This is a genomic window from Serratia sp. G204Y, from assembly GCF_051172435.1.
GTDB classification, from domain to species: domain Bacteria; phylum Pseudomonadota; class Gammaproteobacteria; order Enterobacterales; family Enterobacteriaceae; genus Serratia; species Serratia sarumanii.
Genome location: NZ_JBPIZA010000001.1, coordinates 2,532,062 through 2,554,897, shown reverse-complemented (window position 1 = coordinate 2,554,897; position 22,836 = coordinate 2,532,062). Strand labels below are relative to the sequence as shown.

22 protein-coding genes, 6 tRNA genes and 1 other RNA gene are annotated in these 22,836 nt (G+C 59.7%); 21 read left to right on the top strand and 8 right to left on the bottom strand.

The genetic code is table 11. The annotated features are described in order from the left end of the window. The first annotated feature begins 11 nt into the window (after window positions 1-11). From cydX to pnuC, 18 genes are all read left to right on the top strand, one after another. A complete protein-coding gene (gene cydX / locus ACSBQQ_RS12595) occupies window positions 12-125 on the top strand; it encodes a cytochrome bd-I oxidase subunit CydX (protein ID WP_004939868.1) in 114 nt (37 codons plus the stop codon). Beyond that, entirely contained in the window at window positions 125-421 is a 297-nt protein-coding gene (gene ybgE, locus ACSBQQ_RS12590; RefSeq protein ID WP_033647158.1) for a cyd operon protein YbgE, read from the top strand. The genes cydX and ybgE overlap by 1 nt, the downstream gene beginning before the upstream one ends. Window positions 422-551: 130 nt before the next feature. Next, entirely contained in the window at window positions 552-956 is a 405-nt protein-coding gene (gene ybgC, locus ACSBQQ_RS12585; protein WP_025160034.1) for a tol-pal system-associated acyl-CoA thioesterase, read from the top strand. Then, window positions 953-1,636 carry a Tol-Pal system protein TolQ gene (gene tolQ, locus ACSBQQ_RS12580; protein WP_004939862.1) on the top strand — a complete coding sequence of 228 codons (684 nt, stop codon included), beginning with the start codon at window positions 953-955 and terminating at the stop codon, window positions 1,634-1,636. The genes ybgC and tolQ overlap by 4 nt, the downstream gene beginning before the upstream one ends. Before the next feature lie 12 nt (window positions 1,637-1,648). Next, a complete protein-coding gene (gene tolR, locus ACSBQQ_RS12575; RefSeq protein ID WP_004939859.1) occupies window positions 1,649-2,077 on the top strand; it encodes a colicin uptake protein TolR in 429 nt (142 codons plus the stop codon). 81 nt (window positions 2,078-2,158) lie between these two features. Further along, a complete protein-coding gene (tolA, locus tag ACSBQQ_RS12570) occupies window positions 2,159-3,361 on the top strand; it encodes a cell envelope integrity protein TolA (RefSeq protein WP_033647156.1) in 1,203 nt (400 codons plus the stop codon). Between the two features lie 132 nt (window positions 3,362-3,493). Then, a complete protein-coding gene (gene tolB, locus ACSBQQ_RS12565; RefSeq protein ID WP_004939856.1) occupies window positions 3,494-4,786 on the top strand; it encodes a Tol-Pal system beta propeller repeat protein TolB in 1,293 nt (430 codons plus the stop codon). 44 nt (window positions 4,787-4,830) lie between these two features. Next, the gene (gene pal, locus ACSBQQ_RS12560) at window positions 4,831-5,340 is read left to right on the top strand and encodes a peptidoglycan-associated lipoprotein Pal (protein WP_025160033.1); all 510 of its coding nucleotides are present in this window, start codon (window positions 4,831-4,833) and stop codon (window positions 5,338-5,340) included. Window positions 5,341-5,349: 9 nt separating this feature from the next. Next, window positions 5,350-6,144: a cell division protein CpoB gene (gene cpoB, locus ACSBQQ_RS12555; protein WP_033647153.1), complete on the top strand. Its 795-nt coding sequence runs from the start codon at window positions 5,350-5,352 to the stop codon at window positions 6,142-6,144. 178 nt (window positions 6,145-6,322) lie between these two features. Further along, window positions 6,323-6,398: transfer RNA gene (locus tag ACSBQQ_RS12550), tRNA-Lys, on the top strand. Window positions 6,399-6,427: 29 nt separating this feature from the next. Continuing rightward, a tRNA-Val gene (locus ACSBQQ_RS12545) sits at window positions 6,428-6,503 on the top strand. A gap of 7 nt (window positions 6,504-6,510) precedes the next feature. Then, window positions 6,511-6,586 (top strand) — tRNA-Lys (locus ACSBQQ_RS12540). Between the two features lie 15 nt (window positions 6,587-6,601). After that, window positions 6,602-6,726: non-coding RNA, RtT sRNA (locus ACSBQQ_RS12535), on the top strand. A 156-nt stretch (window positions 6,727-6,882) separates the two neighbouring features. Next, a tRNA-Lys gene (locus tag ACSBQQ_RS12530) sits at window positions 6,883-6,958 on the top strand. A 29-nt stretch (window positions 6,959-6,987) separates the two neighbouring features. Beyond that, window positions 6,988-7,063: transfer RNA gene (locus ACSBQQ_RS12525), tRNA-Val, on the top strand. A 6-nt stretch (window positions 7,064-7,069) separates the two neighbouring features. Beyond that, window positions 7,070-7,145: transfer RNA gene (locus tag ACSBQQ_RS12520), tRNA-Lys, on the top strand. Window positions 7,146-7,468: 323 nt separating this feature from the next. Further along, on the top strand, window positions 7,469-8,530 hold the full coding sequence (gene nadA / locus ACSBQQ_RS12515; RefSeq protein ID WP_015376982.1) for a quinolinate synthase NadA: 1,062 nt from the start codon (window positions 7,469-7,471) through the stop codon (window positions 8,528-8,530). A 20-nt stretch (window positions 8,531-8,550) separates the two neighbouring features. Further along, complete coding sequence (gene pnuC / locus ACSBQQ_RS12510) at window positions 8,551-9,276, top strand: nicotinamide riboside transporter PnuC (RefSeq protein ID WP_033637475.1); 726 nt, start codon at window positions 8,551-8,553, stop codon at window positions 9,274-9,276. 35 nt (window positions 9,277-9,311) lie between these two features. Here pnuC and zitB read toward each other — a convergent pair whose 3' ends face one another. Genes zitB through ACSBQQ_RS12495 form a run of 3 tightly spaced genes read right to left on the bottom strand, consistent with a single transcriptional unit; the run spans window position 9,312 to window position 14,076 of the window. Beyond that, entirely contained in the window at window positions 9,312-10,274 is a 963-nt protein-coding gene (gene zitB, locus ACSBQQ_RS12505) for a CDF family zinc transporter ZitB (RefSeq protein ID WP_033637476.1), read from the bottom strand. Beyond that, window positions 10,274-13,474, bottom strand: coding sequence for an ATP-binding protein (locus tag ACSBQQ_RS12500; protein WP_060429359.1), 3,201 nt, complete (start codon window positions 13,472-13,474; stop codon window positions 10,274-10,276). The genes zitB and ACSBQQ_RS12500 overlap by 1 nt, the downstream gene beginning before the upstream one ends. Beyond that, window positions 13,471-14,076, bottom strand: a complete 606-nt coding sequence (locus ACSBQQ_RS12495) for a response regulator (protein ID WP_033638694.1) — start codon at window positions 14,074-14,076, stop codon at window positions 13,471-13,473. Before ACSBQQ_RS12495 ends, ACSBQQ_RS12500 begins: the two co-directional genes overlap by 4 nt. 212 nt (window positions 14,077-14,288) lie before the next feature. On the opposite strand from ACSBQQ_RS12495, the gene aroG reads away from it, so the two are divergent. The 3 genes from aroG to ACSBQQ_RS12480 all read left to right on the top strand — a co-directional run bounded on the left by aroG (window position 14,289) and on the right by ACSBQQ_RS12480 (window position 17,840). Then, complete coding sequence (gene aroG, locus ACSBQQ_RS12490; RefSeq protein WP_033647150.1) at window positions 14,289-15,341, top strand: 3-deoxy-7-phosphoheptulonate synthase AroG; 1,053 nt, start codon at window positions 14,289-14,291, stop codon at window positions 15,339-15,341. A 266-nt stretch (window positions 15,342-15,607) separates the two neighbouring features. Beyond that, window positions 15,608-16,798: a YjgN family protein gene (locus tag ACSBQQ_RS12485; protein WP_060387813.1), complete on the top strand. Its 1,191-nt coding sequence runs from the start codon at window positions 15,608-15,610 to the stop codon at window positions 16,796-16,798. A 7-nt stretch (window positions 16,799-16,805) separates the two neighbouring features. Then, window positions 16,806-17,840, top strand: a complete 1,035-nt coding sequence (locus ACSBQQ_RS12480; protein WP_060429357.1) for a M48 family metallopeptidase — start codon at window positions 16,806-16,808, stop codon at window positions 17,838-17,840. 49 nt (window positions 17,841-17,889) lie between these two features. Here the strand turns inward: ACSBQQ_RS12480 and gpmA are convergent, their stop codons facing one another. From gpmA to galT, 5 genes are all read right to left on the bottom strand, one after another. Then, window positions 17,890-18,642 carry a 2,3-diphosphoglycerate-dependent phosphoglycerate mutase gene (gene gpmA, locus ACSBQQ_RS12475; protein ID WP_033647147.1) on the bottom strand — a complete coding sequence of 251 codons (753 nt, stop codon included), beginning with the start codon at window positions 18,640-18,642 and terminating at the stop codon, window positions 17,890-17,892. Window positions 18,643-18,858: 216 nt separating this feature from the next. Then, on the bottom strand, window positions 18,859-19,206 hold the full coding sequence (locus ACSBQQ_RS12470; protein ID WP_033637480.1) for a PsiF family protein: 348 nt from the start codon (window positions 19,204-19,206) through the stop codon (window positions 18,859-18,861). A 197-nt stretch (window positions 19,207-19,403) separates the two neighbouring features. After that, window positions 19,404-20,447 carry a galactose-1-epimerase gene (gene galM, locus ACSBQQ_RS12465; protein WP_060387394.1) on the bottom strand — a complete coding sequence of 348 codons (1,044 nt, stop codon included), beginning with the start codon at window positions 20,445-20,447 and terminating at the stop codon, window positions 19,404-19,406. Next, a complete protein-coding gene (gene galK / locus ACSBQQ_RS12460; protein ID WP_060429356.1) occupies window positions 20,441-21,592 on the bottom strand; it encodes a galactokinase in 1,152 nt (383 codons plus the stop codon). Before galK ends, galM begins: the two co-directional genes overlap by 7 nt. Next, window positions 21,589-22,641 (bottom strand): galactose-1-phosphate uridylyltransferase, encoded by a 1,053-nt coding sequence (gene galT, locus ACSBQQ_RS12455; protein ID WP_033647144.1) that lies wholly within the window; start codon window positions 22,639-22,641, stop codon window positions 21,589-21,591. The genes galK and galT overlap by 4 nt, the downstream gene beginning before the upstream one ends. Window positions 22,642-22,836: the final 195 nt, after the last annotated feature.

Sequence of the window (22,836 nt, the reverse complement as noted above, 5' to 3'; positions counted from 1 at the left end):
GGAGCTAAACCATGTGGTATTTTGCCTGGATTCTCGGAACGCTTCTTGCCTGCGCCTTCGGCATCATCACGGCGCTGGCGCTTGAGCAGAGCGAAGCGACCAAAGCTCAGCAAGACGGTAAGTGATGAGCTCGTCCGTGATTGACAAGCTGTACGCTGTCACCGACAAGGGCCCGATCCGGGCCCTTTCCCTGGTGCTGGCGTTGGTTTTGGCGGGGTGCGTGTTCTGGGATCCGACGCGTTTCGCCGCCAAAACCAGCTCGCTGGAGATTTGGGAAGGGCTGCTGCTGATTTGGGCGGTGTGCGCCGGGGTGATCCACGGTTTCGGATTCCGCCCGCAGCGCAGCATTTGGCGGGCCTTTTTCGCGCCGCTTCCCGCAATTGTGATCTTGTGCGCAGGATTACTTTACGTTTCTTTATAATCTCCCCGATGTCCCCATGTTATGGGCCCTCACGGCCCATAATTATTTTCATTCCCAACTTGTAACCCATTCCCAACCCGATCCGTCTTGCGTATAGTAGCAGCGTTAAATTGCATTGCTGGGAAGTAGAGTGAGTAATACGTTGTTTCGATGGCCGGTTCGCGTTTACTACGAGGATACCGATGCCAGTGGTGTGGTCTATCACGCCCGCTACGTCGCCTTTTTTGAAAGAGCGCGCACAGAGATGCTGCGTCAGCACAACTTTCATCAACAGCAGCTGCTCAGTGAACAAGTCGCTTTTGTCGTCCGGCGCATGACGGTGGATTATCTGGCTCCGGCTCGTCTCGACGAGCAACTGGAGGTACAGAGCGAAATCACCTGTCTGCGCGGGGCTTCTCTCACGTTTGCTCAACGCATTGTCAATTCTGACGGGGCCCTACTGAGCCAGGCAGATGTCCTGATTGCCTGTATTGATCCACACCAAATGAAGCCGAGAGCGCTTCCTAAGTCTATTGTCGCGGAGTTTAAGCAGTGACTGACATGAACATCCTAGATTTATTCTTGAAGGCGAGCCTGCTGGTTAAGCTTATCATGTTGATTTTGATATGCTTCTCGGTAGCCTCCTGGGCGATCATCATTCAGCGCACCCGCATCCTCAATGCGGCGACGCGTGACGCCGAAGCCTTTGAAGACAAATTCTGGTCCGGTATCGAGCTTTCCCGTCTGTACCAGGAAAGTCAGGCGCGTCGCGATAGCCTGACCGGCTCCGAGCAGATCTTCCATTCCGGCTTCAAAGAGTTCGCCCGCCTGCACCGCGCCAACAACCATGCGCCGGAGTCGGTGATCGAAGGGGCGTCGCGCGCGATGCGCATTTCGATGAACCGCGAGCTGGAAACGCTGGAAACCCATATTCCGTTCCTCGGCACCGTCGGTTCGATCAGCCCGTACATCGGCCTGTTCGGCACCGTGTGGGGGATCATGCACGCCTTTATCGCACTGGGCGCGGTGAAGCAAGCCACGCTGCAGATGGTGGCGCCGGGTATCGCCGAAGCGCTGATCGCCACCGCGATCGGTCTGTTCGCCGCCATCCCGGCGGTCATGGCCTATAACCGTCTCAACCAGCGCGTCAACAAGCTTGAGCAGAATTACGACAACTTTATGGAAGAGTTCACCGCTATTCTGCATCGTCAGGCCTTCTCCAGCGACAGCAAATAAGTAGGAGGTAGCATGGCGAGAGTACGTGGACGTAGTCGGCGCGAGCTGAAGTCCGAAATTAACATCGTTCCGCTGCTCGACGTGTTGCTGGTGCTGCTGCTGATCTTTATGGCAACCGCGCCAATCATCACGCAGAGCGTGGAGGTTGACCTGCCGGACGCCACCGATTCCAAAACGGTGTCCAGCGATGACAATCCGCCGGTGATCCTCGAGGTTTCCGGCGTAGGTCAATACACCCTGGTGGTGGATCACAACCGTATGGAGCTGTTGCCGCCTGAGCAAGTCGCGGCCGAAGCCAAGTCGCGTTTGGCGGCTAACCCGAAAACGGTCTTTTTGATCGGCGGTGCGAAGGAAGTCCCTTACGATGAGATTATCAAGGCATTGAATATTCTCCATCAGGCGGGCGTGGCTTCCGTGGGGCTGATGACCCAGCCAATCTGACCGTAAGGCGAACGGCAACCCGGTTCCTGCGCTGCGGCCCAGGAACCCCGTATAAGCAACACCAGTTTTTGGGAATCTATTTTGGTAAAGGCAACTGAGCAAAACGATAAGCTGAACCGCGCCGTTATTGTTTCGGTCGTTCTGCACTTCATACTGATTGCCCTGCTGATTTGGGGATCGCTGCAGGAAAATGTCGACATGGGCGCCGGCGGTGGCGGTGATGGCACCGTGGTGGGCGCGGTGATGGTCGATCCCGGCGCGGTGGTGGAGCAGTACAATCGCCAGCAGCAGCAGAGCAACGATGCGCAGCGTGCCGAAAAGCAGCGCCAGAAAAAGGCGGAGCAACAGGCCGAAGAGCTTCAGCAGAAGCAGGCGGAGCAACAGCAGCGCCTGAAAGAGCTGGAGAAAGAGCGTTTGGCGGCGCAGGAGAAAGCCGCGCAGGACGCCAAAGCGCAGGCTGAGCAACAGCAGAAGGCGGCGGAGCAGCAGAAACAGGCCGCCGAGCAGCAAAAAGCGGCGGAAGCCGCCGCAGCCAAGGCCAAAGAGCAACAGAAGGTCGCCGAGGCCGCCGCCGCGAAGGCGAAGGCTGAAGCGGACAAGATAGCCAAAGCGCAGGCGGACGCGCAGAAGAAAGCCGAAGCGGAAGCCAAGAAAGAAGCGGCCGCCGCTGCCGCCGCCAAGAAACAGGCGGAAGAGGCGAAGAAAGCCGCGGCCGCCGCCGCAGAGCAAAAAGCCGCAGAAGCTGCGGAGAAGAAAGCGGCCGCTGAAGCCGAGAAAAAAGCCGCAGCGGAAGCCGAGAAGAAAGCTGCAGCCGAGAAAGCCGCTGCCGCCAAGAAAGCCGCCGCGGACGCCAAGAAGAAGGCCGCCGCTGAGGCTGCGAAGCAATCGGAGGAGGTCAACGATCTGTTTGGTGGCCTGGCGGACGGCAAGAACGCGCCGAAAGGCGGCGGTGCCAAATCGAAGGGCGACGGTAAACCGGCCGGGCAGGGCAATGCCAAAACGGCTGGGGCCAGCGGGGCGGATATCAGCGGTTATATGGGGCAAATTCAGGGGGCGATTCAGAGCAAGTTCTATGACGCCAGCTCGTTCGCCGGCAAAACCTGCGATCTGCGTATCAAGCTGGCGCCGGACGGCCTGCTGATAAGCGTACAAGCGGCGGGCGGCGATCCGGCGCTGTGTCAGGCCGCGGTGTCTGCCGCCAAGTTGGCGCATATACCGAAGCCGCCGAGCGATGCCGTTTATCAGCACTTTAAGAATTCTATCCTTGAATTCAAACCGAAATAACGGTTGATTGACTGAGTGATATCACAGGGATGTACTAAGGTAACCAACAGGGATTATGTAGTTTTACGTAAGTTGGTTTGTTAAAATTCTGCTAATTTATCGCAGGCATCCCGCCTGGATAAGGGAGATGAGATGAAGCAGGCATTTCGAGTAGCGCTAGGTTTTTTAATTTTGTGGGCGTCCGTGCTGCACGCGGAAGTTCGCATTGAAATCACCCAAGGGGTCGACTCCGCTCGTCCGATTGGCGTGGTGCCGTTTAAATGGGCGGGCCCAGGCACGCCGCCGGAAGATATTGGCAAGATTGTCGGCGCGGATCTGCGCAACAGCGGAAAATTCAACCCGATCGACGTGGCGCGCATGCCGCAGCAACCGACCTCCGCGTCAGAAGTGACCCCGGCGGCCTGGACTGCGCTGGGCATCGACGCCGTGGTTGTCGGCCAGGTTCAACCTGGCGCCGACGGTAGCTACCTGATCTCCTACCAGCTGGTGGACACCTCGGGTTCGCCGGGCACCGTATTGGCGCAGAATCAGTATAAAGTGACCAAACAGTGGTTGCGTTATTCTGCCCATACCGCCAGCGACGAAGTGTTCGAGAAGCTGACCGGCATCAAGGGCGCGTTCCGTACCCGTATCGCCTACGTCGTGCAGACCAACGGCGGGAAATTCCCGTATGAGCTGCGCGTAGCGGATTACGACGGTTACAACCAGTTTACGGTGCACCGTTCGCCTGAGCCGCTGATGTCCCCGGCCTGGTCGCCGGACGGCAGCAAACTGGCTTACGTGACCTTCGAGAGCGGCCGTTCCGCGCTGGTGGTGCAGACCCTGGCTAACGGCGCCATCCGCCAGATCGCCTCGTTCCCGCGCCACAACGGTGCGCCGGCGTTCTCGCCGGACGGCAGCAAACTGGCCTTCGCGCTGTCCAAGAGCGGCAGCCTGAACCTGTACGTGATGAACCTCGGCTCCGGCCAGATCACGCAGCTGACCGATGGCCGCAACAACAACACCGAACCGACCTGGTTCCCGGATGGCCAGTCTCTGGCGTTTACCTCCGACCAGGGCGGGCGTCCGCAGATTTATAAAATCAGCGCCAGCGGCGGTGCCGCACAGCGCCTGACGTGGGAAGGCTCTCAGAACCAGGATTCTGAAGTCAGCTCCGACGGTAAATTCCTGGTGATGGTCAGCACCAACAGTGGTGCGCAACACATCGCCAAACAAGATCTTGGATCGGGCGCCGTTCAGGTTTTGACCGGTACCTTCCTGGATGAAACGCCTAGTATTGCGCCAAACGGCACCATGGTGATCTATAGCTCGACGCAAGGTATGGGCTCCGTGCTGCAGTTGGTGTCAACTGATGGGCGTTTCAAAGCGCGTCTTCCGGCAACTGATGGACAGGTCAAATTCCCTGCCTGGTCGCCGTATCTGTGATGCATGTGTAAATATGTATGGCAAACTATAAAAGGATCAAAGAAATGCAACTGAACAAAGTGCTGAAAGGGCTTCTGCTGGCACTGCCAGTTCTGGCTGTAGCAGCTTGTAGTTCTAACAAAAGCGCAAACAACGACCAATCTGGTATGGGCGCTGGCACTGGTATGGAAAACGGCAGCAGCAACCTGTCTTCCGAAGAACAAGCTCGTCTGCAGATGCAAGAACTGCAGAAGAACAACATCGTTTACTTCGGTCTGGACAAGTATGACGTAAGCTCCGAATTCGCTCAGATGCTGGACGCGCACGCTGCATTCCTGCGTAACAACCCGTCTTACAAAGTGACCGTTGAAGGCCACGCTGACGAACGCGGCACGCCGGAATACAACATCGCTCTGGGTGAGCGCCGTGCTAACGCCGTTAAAATGTACCTGCAGGGTAAAGGCGTTTCCGCTGACCAGATCTCTATCGTTTCTTACGGTAAAGAAAAACCAGCAGTACTGGGCCACGACGAAGCGGCTTATGCTAAAAACCGTCGTGCCGTTCTGGTTTACTAAGAGAATCGCATGAACAGTAACTTCAGACGTCACCTGTTGAGTCTGTCGTTACTGGTTGGCGTAGCGGCCCCCTGGGCCGCTACTGCCCAAGCGCCAATCAGTAATGTCGGCTCCGGCTCGGTCGAAGACCGCGTCACCTCGCTTGAGCGCATCAGCAATGCTCAAGGCCAGCTTTTAAATCAACTCCAGCAACAACTCTCTGATAACCAACGCGACATTGATTCTCTCCGTGGGCAAATCCAGGAAAGCCAGTATCAGTTGAATCAGGTGGTTGAACGCCAGAAGCAAATCTATCAGCAGATGGATAGCCTCAGCCAGGGCGGCGCTCAGAGCGCCTCTGCGGCCGCGGGCGCTGCCGGCGGGGCAGCCGCAGGCGCATCTTCCGATGCGGGCGGCAGCGCTCCCGCAGCCGCCTCCGCCACGCCGAGCGGCGGTGATGAGAACAGCGACTACAACGCCGCTGTTTCTCTGGCACTGGAAAAAAAACAGTATGACCAGGCGATTTCCGCCTTTCAGTCCTTCGTAAAACAGTACCCGAAGTCTACTTACCAGCCCAACGCCAACTATTGGCTGGGCCAGTTGTTCTACAACAAGGGTAAAAAAGACGACGCGGCCTACTATTTTGCGGTGGTGGTGAAGAATTACGCTAAATCACCGAAGGCGCCGGACGCCATGTACAAGGTGGGTATCATCATGCAGGAGAAAGGGCAGGCCGATAAAGCCAAAGCCGTGTTCCAGCAGGTGATTAAACAGTACCCAACCAGTGCGGCGGCCAAACAGGCGAAAAGTCGCGTAGGCGGTTAACAGTCAGAAAAATGAGCCCAGAAGTTAGTCGATTTGACCGATTTCTGGGCTCATTCGCGTGAAGAACAAGCAGTTGAACGCATCGGTAAAAAATTTAGGTTGCGCTGCCAAGATAAATTAGTAATATATGCCGCCGTTGCCAAGACATCTTGCAAGATGTTAAAGCGGCAGGGAAATTGGGTCGTTAGCTCAGTTGGTAGAGCAGTTGACTTTTAATCAATTGGTCGCAGGTTCGAATCCTGCACGACCCACCAATTTCTGAAGTAGCAGTAACCACAACAGTGGGTGATTAGCTCAGTTGGTAGAGCATCCCCTTTACACGGAGGGGGTCGGCGGTTCGAGCCCGTCATCACCCACCACTGTTATGGGTCGTTAGCTCAGTTGGTAGAGCAGTTGACTTTTAATCAATTGGTCGCAGGTTCGAATCCTGCACGACCCACCATTCTTTAAGAATGGCTGCGATAGAGAATCGTAAAGGATGAGAACCGTAAAGGTTCGAGTCTCGCGAAGCGAGACAACATCACTCCGGTGATGGCCCGCAAGGGCGAGGCCAAAGGCCGAGTTATCCTGCACGACCCACCATTCTTTAAGAAAGAATGGCAGCTTCAGAATCGGTTTGATGTGGCAAAGTAAAGGTCCGAGTCGAGTACCCGTCGAGTTGTCCTGAACATCCCCATCCTTGTTTTCCGCGAGTTGGTTTCAGTAACCTATTCGCCATCAGCAGTAAACCACATCAGTGGGTCGTTAGCTCAGTTGGTAGAGCAGTTGACTTTTAATCAATTGGTCGCAGGTTCGAATCCTGCACGACCCACCAATTTCTGAAGTAGCAGTAACCACAGCAGTGGGTGATTAGCTCAGTTGGTAGAGCATCTCCTTTACACGGAGGGGGTCGGCGGTTCGAGCCCGTCATCACCCACCACACTGCGGGTCGTTAGCTCAGTTGGTAGAGCAGTTGACTTTTAATCAATTGGTCGCAGGTTCGAATCCTGCACGACCCACCAATTCAGAAAAAAGCGCCTTTTGGCGCTTTTTTCGCATCTGCAGCACCGTAACCTACATACGTGCTTTCTCGTTTCAACACTGCACCGATCATCATCCCGCTGTTCTCTGAACGGGCTATACGGTCTCGTCAGGCCATTATCCGCTGTGAACTGCACGGCCAGCGTCCGTGTTTTTAATTCATTAAACAATGGATGCGCAAATATGAAAATATCAGCGGACTTTTCGCGCAAGTTTAGGTATTTTGTTTAGTATATAAAACAAAGGGCGTTGCGGCAGGCGATATTCACGCGGCAGGCGCCCAGCCTAGCATGAGATTGCAGCGATGAGTGAAATGTTTGATGTCAATGCGGCGGTGTATCCCTTCCCGCCTAAACCGGTACCGCTGGACGTAGCCGAAAAAGCCTTTTATCGCGAGAAGATCAAAACCCTGCTCAAGCAGCGCAATGCGGTGATGGTCGCCCACTATTATACCGATCCGGAAATCCAGGCGCTGGCGGAAGAAACCGGCGGCTGCGTGGCGGATTCGCTGGAAATGGCGCGCTTCGGCAGCGCCCATCCGGCTTCCACGCTGCTGGTGGCCGGCGTGCGTTTCATGGGGGAAACCGCCAAGATCCTCAGCCCGGAAAAGCAGGTGCTGATGCCGACGCTGTTTGCCGAATGTTCGCTGGATCTGGGCTGCCCGGAAGAGGAGTTTCATGCGTTTTGCGACAGCCATCCCGATCGTACCGTGGTGGTCTATGCGAACACCTCGGCGGCGGTCAAAGCGCGCGCTGACTGGGTGGTCACTTCCAGCATCGCCGTCGAGCTGATCGAACACCTGGACAGCCTGGGCGAGAAGATCATCTGGGCGCCGGATCGCCATCTCGGCAGCTACGTGCAGAAGCAGACCGGCGCCGACGTGCTGTGCTGGCAAGGCGCCTGCATTGTCCATGACGAGTTCAAGACTCAGGCGCTGCGGCGTATGAAGGCGCTCTATCCGCAGGCGGCCATTCTGGTGCATCCCGAATCGCCACAGGCGGTGGTTGAATTGGCGGATGCGGTGGGATCGACCAGCCAACTGATTCAGGCGGCGAAAACATTGCCGCATCAACAGCTGATCGTCGCCACCGATCGCGGTATCTTTTACAAGATGCAGCAGGCCTGTCCGGACAAGGAGCTGTTCGAAGCGCCGACCGCCGGAGAAGGGGCGACCTGCCGCAGCTGTGCGCACTGCCCGTGGATGGCGATGAATGGCTTGAAGGCGATTGCCGAAGGGCTGGAGCAGGGGGGCGCGCAGCATGAGATCCACGTGGACGCCGCGCTGCGTGAAAAGGCGCTGGTGCCGCTGAACCGCATGCTGGATTTCGCCGCTCAGCTTAAAATGCAGGTTAAAGGCAACGCTTAACCGTTTAAAAGGATGACCTCATGAGCTTCTTCAGTACCAGCAATATTCTGGTGCACATTCCGCTTGGCGCGGGCGGTTACGATCTGTCGTGGATCGAAGCCATCGGCACGCTGTTCGGGTTGCTGTGCATCTGGTACGCCAGCAAGGAAAAAATCATCAACTACCTGTTCGGCCTGATCAACGTCACGCTGTTCGCGGTGATTTTCTTCCAGATCCAGCTGTACGCCAGCCTGCTGCTGCAGCTGTTCTTCTTCGGCGCCAACATTTACGGTTGGTATGCCTGGAGCCGCCAGACCCAGGATAATCAGGCTGAGCTGCAGATCCGCTGGCTGCCGCTGCCGAAAGCGTTGGCCTGGGCGGCGGTCTGCGTCATCGGCATCGGCCTGATGACCTTCAATATCGACCGCGTGTTCGCCTGGCTGACGCAGATCGCGGTGGCGGTGATGCAAGGGCTGGGGCTGAACGTGCAGATGCCTGAGCTGCAGCCGGACGCGTTCCCGTTCTGGGATTCGGCGATGATGGTGCTCTCCATCGTGGCGATGATTCTGATGACGCGCAAGTACGTGGAAAACTGGCTGCTGTGGGTGGTTATCGATGTCATCAGCGTGGCGATCTTCGCCTACCAGGGGGTGTACGCGATGGCGCTGGAGTATGTCATTCTGACGCTGATTGCCCTGAACGGCTCCTGGCTATGGATCAAGAGCGCCGGGCGCAATGGTTCCAACCCGCTCTCTTCCGCACCTTAACAACGCAGAGGGCGCCGTGATGGCGCCCTCTTGGCTTAGTGGCGATGTCCCAGATGGGAGTGGGCTTCGGCATGTGAGTGTTCACTCGGCTCCGGCGCCCGGTTGATACCGCAGTCCGGCGTCTCGCAGTGCCGGTACTCCATCTGAATGGTCACGTGGCCAATCTTGTAGTGTTCCAACAGATAAGCCTGAATGCGTTGCAACAGCCCATCGTGGTCATGCGGCGGGATCACCTGCGCATGCAGCGTCATCAGCTTCTGTTCGCCGATCTGCCAGACGTGCACGTGATGGATGTTGCGCACTTCCGGGATATTCAGGCACAGGTCTTTTTGCAGCTTGGCGATATCGACCTCCTGCGGCGTGCCTTCCAGCAGCTCGTGGAAACTCTCCTTCAGCAGCCGCCAGGCGCTGCGCAGCACCAGACAGGAGACGAGCACCGACAGGATCGGGTCAATCGGCGTCCAGCCGGTGGCAAGAATGACGATGGCGGCGACGATGGCGCCCACCGAGCCGAGCAGGTCGCCCAGCACATGCAGCGCGGCGGCGCGCACGTTGATATTTTTCTCTTCGCTGCCGCGATGCAGCAGCCAGAAGGCGAACAGGTTCGCCAGCAGCCCCGCTACGGCGATGATCAGCATCGGGGTACCCATCACCGGCTGCGGCTCGAAGAAACGCCGTATCGCCTCCCACAGGATGAATACCACGATCACCAGCAGCGCCGCGGCGTTGAGGAAGGCCGCCAGGGTGGTCAGGCGCAGGTAGCCGAAGGTGTGGCGCGCGTTGGGCTTGCGCTGGGAGAAGTGCACCGCCATCAGCGCCACCAGCAGCGCGGCGGCATCGGTCAGCATGTGGCCGGCGTCGGCCAACAGCGCCAACGAGCCGGACAACAGGCCGCCGACCACCTCGGCCACCATAAAGACGGCGGTGACTAAAAAAGCGGTCAGTAGGCGTTTACTATTACTGTCTTTCGGCAGGTGTACGTGTGGAGTGTCCGACATTATTCATCCTTATGCATAGCCAAAGTGGGGGTGGCGGCGAGCAGAGCGTCCAGCTCCGGCACTATCTGCGCCACTAACGCCTTTAATTTAGTATAAGCGGCGGCGGCAAGCGCGCCCCGACGTGCGGTTTCCACCAGCTGCTGGCACAGCTGCGCGGCTTCCGGCAGTTGCAGCATCAGCAGGCTGCCCTTGATGCGGTGCGCCGCCTGCTCCAGGCGCGGCCAGTCGTTCGCGGCGACGGCGTCCGCGAGCCGCTGCCGGTCTTGCCGCAGCGTATCGCCGAGCGTCTGCGCCAGCCGCTGCAGCATGGCGCGATCGCCACCCGCCATTTCGGCCAGCGTTTGTCGCAGGTCAGTAAGGACTGACTTTGCTTCCTGAGCCTGCGGTTGCTGAGCCAATACCTGGCCGATCGCCGCCAGTGAAATCGGTTTGGTCAGGAAGTGGTCGATCGCCACCAGCCCCGGAGGAATGCGGGTAAACTCCTGCACGTCTGCCGAACAGAGCACGATGCGGCAAGGCGGGCGTTGCAGCCGCTGTTCGTCGCGGCGGATCAGCCTGGCCAGCGTCAGGCCGTCCGGGCGCGGCATGTTATAGTCGATAAACAGCAGATCGAACGGTTGCCGGCGTTGGGCCTTCAACAGCGCATAGCCTTGTTCGAAGCGGGCGGGTTGCAGCCCGAAGTGGCGCAGCTGGCGTTCCATCAGCAACAGATTGGTGGGGTGATCGTCGATCAGCGCGGTACGCAAGGCGGAAGACGGCAGAGCAAAGGGGCTTTCCTCCGGGGCGGCAACCGGCGCCGCGCCGCTCAGCTCGACCGGTATCGCGACCTCGACGCGGGTGCCTACGCCCGGCTGCGAGTGCAGCTCGATGCGGCCGCCCATCTGTTCGACGATCTCTTTGCAGATCGACAGCCCCAAACCGGTACCCTGCACCGAGATGCGTTGCGCGCCGCGCGCGCGGTAAAACGGTTGGAACAGTTTGTCTATTTCATCGGCGGCGATACCGCAGCCGCTGTCGTTCACCGTCAGATGCAATTCCCCCTGCCGCTCATCCTGCGCGCGCCAGCCGATCTCGACCTGAATGGCGCCGCGCGGCGTAAATTTTATCGCGTTGTTTATCAGGTTGTTAGCCACCTGAAGTAAACGCTCACCATCAATCACTACCGCCTCCGGCAATGCCGGATCCGCCACCACGCTCAGCGTCAACGGCCGCTCGCCGATCAGCGGCCGGTAGAGGGCGTCGATGCGCGCTACCCAAGGGCGCAGCACCACCGGTTTCGGTGCCAGCGTCAGCGAGCCGGTTTCCAACCGCGCGTGATCCTGCAGGTCGTTGAGCAGGTTGAGCAGCGATGAGGCCGAGCTGTATATCACCGGCAGGCCTTCCGGCGCGGGTTGGCGTTTGAGCTCCAGTTCCAGCAGGCCGAGGATGGCGTGCATCGGCGTGCGCAGCTCATGGCTGACGGTGGCGAGGAATTTGCTCTTCATGCGGTTTTCCGCTTCGGCGCGGCGGCGCGCGTGCTCGAGTTCTTCGCGTTCGCGTTTTTCACGGCGCTGCAGCATGAAACGGCGCAGCGTCAGCGCCAGCAGCAGCACGGTGGCGGCGGCCAGCAGCGCCAGCAGCCAGGTGGTCTGCGGCGGCATACGGTTGTCATTCACCGCGTCGATAAGATTGCTGCGGTCGACGATCCACTCGTCGCGCAGCGATTGCAGGGTGTCCGCCGGGATCTGCATCAGGTTCTTATCGAGGATCGCCAACAGAAGAGGTTGATCGCGGCGCACGCCGAAGGCCACCGGATAGGGAATGTTGTTGGCGGCAAAGGCCAGCTTGATGGCGCCGGAATAGCGCGACAGCGCCAAAAAGTTGGCGGAGATGACGTTATCCACCAGCGCATCCAGCTGGCCGTTGGCCAGCGCGTCGTACATCGACTTGCTGTCGGCGAAGCTGATGGTTTGCTCCTGTTCCGGCACCAGCCCCTGCGCCAAATCGCCCTGCAGCACGCCGATGCGCTTGCCGGCCAAATCGCTCCAGGTGGAAATGCCGTTAGCGTGCTGGCCGACGTAAACCCCCCACAGCGAACGGTGGATCGGCATGCTGGCGCCGTAGCGCGCCTTGACGCCGCGCGCCAGCGGCAGGGCGGCGCGGAAGCTGGCCTGGCCGGACTGCACCAGCAGATCGGCCTGCTCGGCGTTGCGCGCCCACAGCGGCGCGAAACGCAGCCCGGTGTTTTGCGCGATGATGTTGAGAATGTCGATGGCGTAGCCGCGCGGCTGGCCGTCGGAGCCGCGGTAGGCGAACGGGAAGTTGTTTTCGATGGCGGCGTAGTAAACCACGCGGTGGCTCGCCACCCAATTCTTCTCCATCGTCGTCAGATCGGCATTGCCGGTGTCGAGGTAGCTGGGGATCTTCTTGCTCCAGCGGCCCTGCAGGGCGTTCATCAGCTCCATCGGCGCGTCGGCGATGGCGGTGTCCAGCGTGTCTATCAGCCGCGAGTCGTCGGCGGCGAACACGAAGGACAGGTTGCCCAGGTTCTCGTTGCTTTCAATCTGATAGAGCTGACCGAGCTGCAGCTGATCGATGATAAAGCTGGCGCTGGCCTCGTCGGCGATAAAGTAGTCGCTGCTGCCGTTGAGCAGCGAGTAGACCGCCTGCAGATTGTTGTCGTAGCGCTGGATCTGCGACGCGACCGCCTGCAGAGCGCCGCCGGACTGCATGTCGGTCAGCGCGCCGATCGCGACGCGGGCGTTGGCGGAGTTGAGCATCACCGGCCGATCGTTGCTGCGATCGCGCAATACGCGCAGGTTGCTGACGTAATAGGGCTGAGAGATCGCCAGGCCGTGCAGCGCCTCACTCTGCGGGATGCCGTACAGAAGATCGATCTTGCCGTCGTGCAGCGCCTGCTCCAACTGCGTCAGATCGGCAAAGCCGTAAATGGCGAAGCGAATGCCGGTCACCTGCTGGATATAGCCGAGGTAGTCGGCATTCAGCCCATACAGATCGTCATCCACGATGATGTTGTACGGGCTGGTGTTCTCACTGACGATGCCGACGCGCAGCGTACGGTCGCGCCAGGGGTTTTTCTCGCCGACGATCAGCATATTCTCGGGGGTATTCAGATTGCTGACCAGCTGATAGCGCACCGGCTCCGCCGCCTGCGCCAGACCGCACCACAGGAACAGCAGCAGCAGGGCGCGGCGCATCATGGCGCCAGCTCTTTAAACACCGCCACCAGCTCCAGCAGGTTGCCGGCGCCGGTTTTACGCTGGATGTTCTTCTTGTGGGTGCTGACGGTCTTGTTGCTGATGTGCAGCCGATCGGCGATCTGCAGGTTGGACAGCCCCTGGCTCAACAAGCCCAGCACCTCGAGCTCTTTAGGAGTGAGCAGCCCGCCGTCTGCCGTCGGCGCTTCTTCGGCCAGCGCGGCGGCGGGGAAGTGGGTTTCACCGTCCAGCACCTGCTCGATCGCCTGCAACAACTCTGCCAACGAGCTGCCTTTGTTGACGAAACCGTTGGCGCCGGCGGCATGCGCCATGCGCGCATAGACCTCGGCCTCCTGCGCGGTATAGATCAGGATCGGCTGCTGCGGGTAGCGGCGGCGGATTTTTTTCAACAGCTGCAGCCCGTCGACCTGCGGCAGGCCGATATCCAGGATCACCAGGCCGAAAGCGGCCTCGGCCAGCAGGGCCAGCGCCTGGACGTCGTCCTGCGCCGCCTGCAGGCGGTAGGGGCGGGATGATTTCATTAGCGCCGCTTCCAGTGCGACATGAACCACCGGGTGGTCATCAACTAATAACAGAGAGGGCATGTTCAACTCGGGTCGCTTTATATTCCGATCGCTAGCATAGCGAAAAAGGAGGCTCTGCGCTCCCCTGATGAAACAGCACAATCTGCTGTTAATTTGGCGGTTCCAGCGGCGGGGGGCAAAGGTGATTTACAGCGCCATTCCCACAGGCTAGATTGTTGGGATCTACACCGTTACGCACTGCGAAATACCCCTCGATACCGAATGGAAAAGCTATGAATTATCAAAACGACGATTTACGCATTAATGATATTAAGGAACTCCTGCCGCCGGTGGCTTTGCTGGAGAAATTCCCGGCCACTGAACGCGCAGCAAAGACGGTGTCCCAGGCCCGCAGCGCAATTCACAATATCCTCCGCGGCAGCGACGATCGCCTGCTGGTGGTGATTGGCCCTTGCTCTATCCACGATACGAAAGCCGCCAAAGAGTACGCGGGGCGCCTGCTGGCGCTGCGTGAAGAACTGAAGGGCGAGCTGGAAGTGGTCATGCGCGTATACTTCGAAAAACCGCGCACCACCGTGGGCTGGAAAGGCCTGATCAACGATCCGCAGATGGACAACAGCTTCAACATCAACGACGGTCTGCGCCTGGCGCGCAAGCTGCTGGTGGAGATCAACGACAGCGGCCTGCCGGCCGCCGGCGAATTCCTCGACATGATCACGCCGCAGTACCTGGCGGATTTGATGAGCTGGGGCGCCATCGGCGCGCGCACCACGGAATCGCAGGTGCACCGCGAGCTGGCCTCCGGCCTTTCCTGCCCGGTCGGCTTCAAGAACGGCACCGACGGCACCATCAAGGTGGCGATCGACGCCATCAACGCCGCCGGCGCGCCGCACTGCTTCCTGTCGGTGACCAAATGGGGCCACTCGGCGATCGTTAACACCAGCGGCAACGGCGACTGCCACATTATCCTGCGCGGCGGCAAAGAGCCGAACTACAGCGCGGCGCACGTGAAGGACGTCAAAGCCGGCCTGAGCAAAGCCGGGCTGCCGGCGCAGGTGATGATCGACTTCAGCCATGCCAACAGCAGCAAACAGTTCAAAAAGCAGATGGACGTGAGCGCTGACGTTTGCGGGCAAATTGGCGGCGGTGAAAAAGCGATCATCGGCGTGATGATCGAAAGCCACCTGGTGGAAGGCAACCAGAACCTTGAAAGCGGCGAACCGCTGGTTTACGGCAAGAGCGTGACCGACGGCTGCATCGGCTGGCAGGATACCGAAACCGTGCTGCGCGATCTGGCGGCGGCGGTGAAAGCGCGCCGCGGATAATAGCTAAAATGACAAGGGCCTGGCAGCCGGGCCCTTGTTTTATCCTTGTCATTGCACCTCTATATATCCCACTCATTTAAGGCTTACACTTAATAGGCCAATGAAATCATTAAGCGGCCACCTTCGCATTATTCCTATTTAATAAAAGAATAATTGTCACTGCTCATGGCATTGTGCTTATATAAGACGCTTTTTTTATTCCACAAACCCCGCATGACAAATAAGCGGGGAGTGGTATGACCTATTCCTTTCAGGACGAAAGAATTATGACAAGCAATACCTCGCAGCCGCTGGGGCTGCACCGGATTAAATTCCATGGGAAAGGTGGCGAGTACTTCGCGATTTGGTTGGTTAACGCATTATTGACCATCGTGACGCTGGGCATCTATTCCGCCTGGGCGACGGTGCGCCGCCGCCGCTATTTTTACGGCAACACGGAATTGGACGGCGATCGTTTCGATTACCATGCGCAACCGCTGCAAATTCTGAAAGGGCGGCTGTTGGTGATCGGCGGCCTCATCGTATTTTATATCCTGTTGGCGGTAACGCCACTGCTGGGGCTGCTGGCTTTGCTGGTGTTGCTTGCCCTGCTGCCGTGGATCGTTATCCGCAGCTGGCGCTACAATGCGATTATGTCGAGCTATCGCGGCGTGCGTTTTAATTATGTTTGCCGCACCGGGCGCGCTTATTGGGCGTTACTGTTCTGCCCGCTATTGCTGATTATCGGGCTTTATGTCGCCTTAATCATTTTGCTCAGCATTGGCAGCGGTTTTGACAGCATCAACGCCATCGGCCTGATGTTGGTGTTGACGCTGCTGTTGGCCGTGCCGGCATTCGCCGCCGTCAACGGTATTATTAGCGCGCTGCAGCACGATCTGTACGTTAATAACCTGTTTTTCGGGAATACGCCGTTTATTGCCGAGCTGAAAAAGTCGGCCTTTATCAAATTTGCCTTGATCGGCCTGCTCATTTTCCTGCCGTTTATGTTGGCGGCGCTGGTGTGTATGGGGTCGTTCATTCTGTCGCTGTACCAAATGGTATTGATGGGCATGCTGACGGATGAAACCGCCGATTTGCTGGTGTTGGAAAATATTGGCAGCCTGCTGCTGATGATGGTGGTGCTGCTGATTGGCGCCTTGATCGCCGGCAGCTACCAGGTCGTCGCCCAACGCAACTATCTGTTTAACCAGGCGACGCTGAACGGCAACGTTAAACTGCACTCTTCCATGCAAACGCTGCCTTATATGGGGCTGTTGATCACCAATACCCTGATCACCCTGTTCTCGCTCGGTTTCGCCGTGCCGGTGGCGGAAGTGCGCCACGCCCGTTATCTGGCGGAGTGCACGGCGGTCGAAGGCGATCTGGCATTGCTGGACATCGCGGCGCATCAGGAAACCGCCAACAGCGCGGTGGCCGAAGAAGCGTTGCAGGCGCTGGATCTGGGCGGCAGCTTCTGAGGCGCCGATGATCCTCGAGGGCGCCTATCAGTTGCCGGGGCGGGCCGCGCGTGAGGCGGCTCGCCTGCTGGTGAACGAAAGCGGCGAGGGCGTGACGCTGCAGCGGCAGGATGAGCAACGTTACATCCCCTTGGCGGACATCACCGTCTCTGCGGCGCTGGGCAATATTCCGCTGACGCTGACCTTCAAGGACGGCGCGCGCTTTGTGCCGGATGACGATGCGGCCTTCCGCCGCTGGTTCTATCAGCGCCGTTCGCCGGGCTGGGTGCATCGCCTGGAGCGCCACAAACGCGGCGTCGCCGTGGCGCTGCTGATGACGCTGCTGGCGGTCGTAGCCTACGTTAACGTCGTGCTGCCGTGGGCGAGCAGCGAGATCGCCATGCGCATCCCTACCTCGGTGGAACAGACGCTGGGCGAACATACGCAGACGTTTTTGAGCCAAAGCGGCTTTGAACCCTCCGCATTGCCGGCCGAGCGTCAGCAGGCGTTGCAGCAGCTGTTCCGGCAGGTGATGCCGGCCGAGATGCGCCAGGAGCGTACGCCGCTGTCGTTGAAGCTGATGGCGGCGCCCGGTGCGCCGAACGCCTTTATGTTGCCGGACGGCACGCTGGTGCTCAGCGATGGGCTGGTCGCCCTGTCGAAAAACGACGATGGGCTGGCGGCGGTGATGCTGCATGAGATGGGGCATCACGCTCATCGCCACCCGATGCGCATGCTGGTGCGTTCGTCGCTGGTGGCCTTGACGCTGATGTGGATGACGGGTGACGTCAGCGGCATCGGCGACACGCTGCTGCAGTCCGCGTCCTTCGTGAATGAGATGCAGTTTTCCCGCGGCATGGAGCGCGAGGCGGATGCGTTCGCGATAGCGGAAATGCAGCGCCAGGGGCGTTCGCTGGCGCAAATGGCGTCGATCTACCGCGCGTTGGCGCAGGCGCCTGAACGCGAAACGGCTGACGGCTGGGCGCTGCCGGCCTGGCTCAGCACCCATCCGGCGATGCAGGAACGGCTGGACGCGGTGAACGAGGCGATGGCGCAGCAGTAATAAAAAAGCCCCCGGTTTTCACCGGGGGCTTTTTCGTTAACGGGCGAAATTACTTCGCTTTACCCTGGTTTGCCACGGCGGCCGCTTTTGCAGCGATCTCGTCGGCGTTACCCAGGTAGTAACGTTTGATTGGCTTGAAGTTCTCGTCGAACTCATACACCAATGGCACGCCGGTTGGGATGTTCAGCTCGAGGATTTCGTCTTCGCTCAGGTTATCCAGGTATTTCACCAGCGCGCGCAGCGAGTTGCCGTGCGCCGCAACGATCACGCGCTCGCCGCTCTTGATGCGTGGCAGGATCTCTTCGTCCCAGTAAGGAATAACGCGATCGATGGTCAGCGCCAGGCTTTCGGTCAGCGGCAGCTCTTGCTCGGTCAGAGAAGCGTAGCGCGGATCGTGGCCAGGGTAACGTTCGTCTTCTTTGGTCAGCTCAGGTGGGGTCACCGCGAAGCCGCGACGCCATTGTTTCACCTGCTCGTCGCCGTATTTTTCAGCGGTTTCCGCTTTGTTCAGACCCTGCAGCGCGCCGTAGTGACGTTCGTTCAGCTTCCAGGATTTTTCGGTCGGCAACCAGGCCTGATCCAGCTCGTCGAGGATGTTCCACAGGGTGTGGATCGCGCGCTTCAGTACGGAGGTGTAAGCGAAGTCGAAAGTGAAACCTTCCTCTTTCAACAGCTTGCCTGCTGCTTTCGCTTCGGTGCGGCCCTTGTCGGACAGATCAACATCGTACCAACCGGTGAAGCGGTTTTCTTGGTTCCACTGGCTTTCGCCGTGACGCACCAGAACCAGCTTAGTTACAGCCATAGCTTAACTCCTTAATAATCTGACATTTCAATGATAACGAAAATCATTATATTGCCGCGGGCCGGGGCTCGGCAATCGATAGTGTCTAACCATAGCCAATTTCTTGCCGCAAAGTAAGGGCTGGTGAAAGGAAAAAGCTGAATCGTTCAGGCTGGCGCTGCGAGGGGGGAAACGGCGCGCCAAAATCGCTTCGGGCGCGCCGTGGCGTGGGGAAAATCAGGCCGATTTTTTCAGGCAGTTGCTCATGAAGGTTTTACGCGCGTCGCCCTTCAGATCTTTGGTCTTGGCGTCGGCGTTGCAGTTCTTCATTTTCTGCTGCTGCGGCGTCAGGGTTTTGCCCGTCGCGGCGGAGCCTTCGGATTTCAGACAGGTGCTCATGAAGGTGGAACGATCGGCGCCTTTCAGCGATTTGGTGGATGCCTGCTGGTTGCAGTCGGTCATGCGTTTCTGTTGAGCCGCCTGCGCCGGCGAAGGCGTTTTCGTCGCCGTCGTCGCGTCGGCCGCCATCAGATTGGTGCTCAGCATTAAGCCCGCCAGCAATGGAAGTGCAGTAATCAGACGCATAGGTGTTCCTTCAGCTATTGATTGGCCGCCATCGGCCGAAAAAGGTGACGTTGCACAAGGCGTTGTGCTTATCACGGTAGCCTGAGTGTAGTGCGCGCTTTGGAATAAGGGAAGGCGGGCGCCGGTGGGGGGATAGCGTTAAAAGGTAAGTATTTATAACAAATTGCCCCCGGCCGTACGGCGAGGGGCGTGGCGGGTCAGATAGGATAAAACTGATAATGCGTGGCGCTGCGATAGCGGCTCCCCGGCTGCAGCCAGCAGTCCGGCTGCGGCCACTCGGGATGGTGCGGGCTGTCCGGCAAGAACTCGCTCTCCAGCGCCACGCCGGCATGGTCGGCGTAGCTGCCGCCATCGCGCGCCGGCGTGCCGGCCAGGTAATTGCCGCTGTAGAGTTGCAGCGCCGGCGCGTCGGTGAACACGCTCATTTGCACTTGCCCGTCGGCGGACCACAAATGAGCCGCCGGGCTCTCCAGCGCCCCGCAGGTACGATGCAGCAGGAATGCGTGATCGTAGCCTTTTACCCGCTGCTGGTCGCTGTCGCGCAGGAAATCCTGCAGCAGCGTTTTCGGCTGGCGAAAATCCATGCCGCTGCCGTCCACCGGCGTCAGGTCGGCGCAGGGAATGCCCTCGGCGTCGACGGGCAGATAGCGATCGGCGAACAGCTGCAGCCGCTGGGCGCGGGCGTCGGTGCCGGCGCCGTCCAGATTGAAATAGGCGTGGTTGGTCAGATTGACCGGGCAGGGGCGATCGACCTGCGCCAGATAGCTGATTTCCAGGCGATTGTCATGAGTCAGGCGGTAGCAAACCTGCACGTCGAGATTGCCGGGAAAGCCCTGATCGCCCTCCGCCGAGTGCAGCGCATAGCAGACCTGTTGCGAATCATGCTGTACCCGGCGCCAGCGGCGGGCATGAAAACCGTCGGGGCCGCCGTGCAGCTGGTGGGCGCCCTGATTGGCGGCCAGCGCATGGGGTTTCCCGTCGATGAGCAGACTGGCGTTGGCGATGCGGTTGGCGTAACGGCCGACGGTGGCGCCCAGATAGGCGCCCTGACGCGGGTAGTCCACCGGGCTGCGGCAGCCGAGCAGCAACTCGCGTCTTTCGCCGGATTTGAGCGGCAAGACGGCGGACAGCCAGGTGGCGCCCCAATCCATCAGCGTCACCGTCATGCCGCCGGCGTTTTGCAGCTGCGTCAGCTGATAAGGTTGCCCATCGGGGGCGACTGCCGAGGTTGCGGTCAGCATAGGCCGGCGCCTTGCGAAGCCTGGCAGACATAGAAGGTTTCCTGCAATCCGCCGGTTTGCCGCGGATACTCGTGCGCCACGGCGGCACGCACCGTCTCCACGAGATCCTGCGGCATCAGCGCGACGACACAGCCGCCAAAGCCGCCGCCGGTCATGCGCACGCCGCCGCGCGGGCCGATCGCCGCTTTGACGATTTCGACCAGCTTATCGATCGGCGGCACGGTGATTTCAAAGTCGTCGCGCATCGAGGCGTGGGACTCCGCCATCAGCCGGCCCATGCGTTGCAGATCGCCGGCCGCCAGCGCGTCGGCCGCCGCCAGCGTGCGGGCGTTCTCGCTGATGACATGGCGCGCGCGTTTGGCCACCAGCGGATCCAACTGATGTTGACGCGCTTCGAACTGTTCCGGGCTGACGTCGCGCAGCGCCTTGACGCCGAAGAACCGCGCCGCTTCCTCGCACTGTTTGCGGCGGGTGTTGTACTCGCTGTCCACCAGCCCGCGTTGCACATTGGAGTTGACGATCACCACCGCGACGTTGTCCGGCATCGGTACCGCACGGGTTTCCAGCGATCGGCAGTCGATCAGCAGCGCGCTGTCGCGCCGGCCGAGCGCGGAGATCAGCTGGTCCATGATGCCGCAGTTGCAGCCGACGAACTGGTTCTCCGCTTCCTGGCCGTTCAGCGCCAGCGCTACGCCGTCCAGCGGCAGCTGATAGAGCGCCTGCAGCGCCTGGCCCACCGCCACTTCCAGCGCGGCGGAGGAGCTGAGCCCCGCGCCCTGCGGCACATTGCCGGCGATCACCAGATCCGCGCCGCCGAAGTCGGCGTTGCGGCGCTGAAGGTGCTTCACCACGCCGCGCACATAGTCCGACCAGCGCTGATCGGGGTGGCTGACGATCGGATCGTCGAGCGAGAATTGATCCTGCTGATGCTGATAATCGGCGGCGAGTACGCGGATCTGGCGGTCGTTGCGCTTGGCGCAGGCGATGACGGTTTGATAATCGATGGCGCAGGGCAGCACGAAGCCGTCGTTGTAATCGGTATGTTCGCCGATCAGGTTCACCCGCCCCGGCGCCTGGATGGTCAACGCCGGCGCGTAGCCAAAGTGTTCGGTAAACAGAGAATGGGTAAGCGGTTTCAGGCTCATGCTTGGGCTCCGGCTTCACGGTAATGAATATCGCTGACGGCGCGCAGACGCTCTGCGGCCTGTTCGGCGGTCAGATCGCGCTGGGCTTCCGCCAGCATCTCGTAACCGACCATAAATTTGCGCACGCTGGCTGAACGCAGCAGCGGCGGGTAGAAATGGGCGTGCAGCTGCCAGTGTCGGTTGTCGGCGCCGTTGAACGGTGCGCCGTGCCATCCCATCGAATAGGGGAAGGAGCACTGGAACAGGTTGTCGTAGCGGCTGGTCAGCTTCTTCAGCGCCAGCGCCAGATCCTGGCTTTGCGCCGCGCTGAGATCGGTAATGCGCTGCACCGCCGCTTTCGGCAGCAGCAGCGTTTCAAACGGCCAGGCGGCCCAGTAGGGCACCACCGCCAGCCAGTGTTCGGTGTTTACCACGATGCGTTCGCCGGCGGCCAGCTCGCGCTGCGCATAGTCCAGCAGCAGCGGGGAGGCGTGTTCCCGAAAATACGCGTGCTGCAGGCGATCTTCGCGCTCGGCCTCGTTCGGCAGAAAACTGTTGGCCCAGACCTGCCCGTGCGGGTGCGGGTTGGAGCAGCCCATCGCTGCGCCTTTGTTTTCGAACAGCTGTACCCAGGGGTAGTGCTTGCCCAGCTCATCGGTTTGCGCCTGCCAAGCGGCGATCACCTGCTCCAGCGCCGGCAGCGTCAGTTCGGGCAGGGTCTTGCTGTGATCGGGAGAGAAGCAGATCACCCGGCTGACGCCGCGCGCGCTCTGGCTGCGCATCAGCGGATCCTGGCTGTCGGGCGCCGGCGGCGTATCGCTCAGCAGCGCGGCGAAATCATTGGCGAAGACGTAGGTGCCGCGATAATCCGGATTGCGATCGCCGGTGATGCGCGCGTTGCCCGGGCACAGGAAACAGTCGGGATCGTGCGCCGGCAGCGTTTCCGTCGGGACGGCCTCCTGCTGGCCCTGCCAGGGGCGCTTGGCGCGGTGCGGTGAGACCAGCACCCACTGGCCGCTCAGCGGGTTATAGCGGCGGTGCGGATGATCGATAGGGTTAAATTCTGTCATACGGTTCCTTTCTTGGCGTCGACGAGGGTGTAATCGCTTCCAATTACCGTCTTAATACGCCCGTTACTGAACAGGGAGAGGTCATTGCGCAAAAAGATAGCACGCCCGCGGCGCTAAAAAGGTGATCTAACGCGAAAAATGGAATCGTTTACACTGTGATAAAAAGCGCCTGATGGGCGGAGAAAAGCCGGTGGC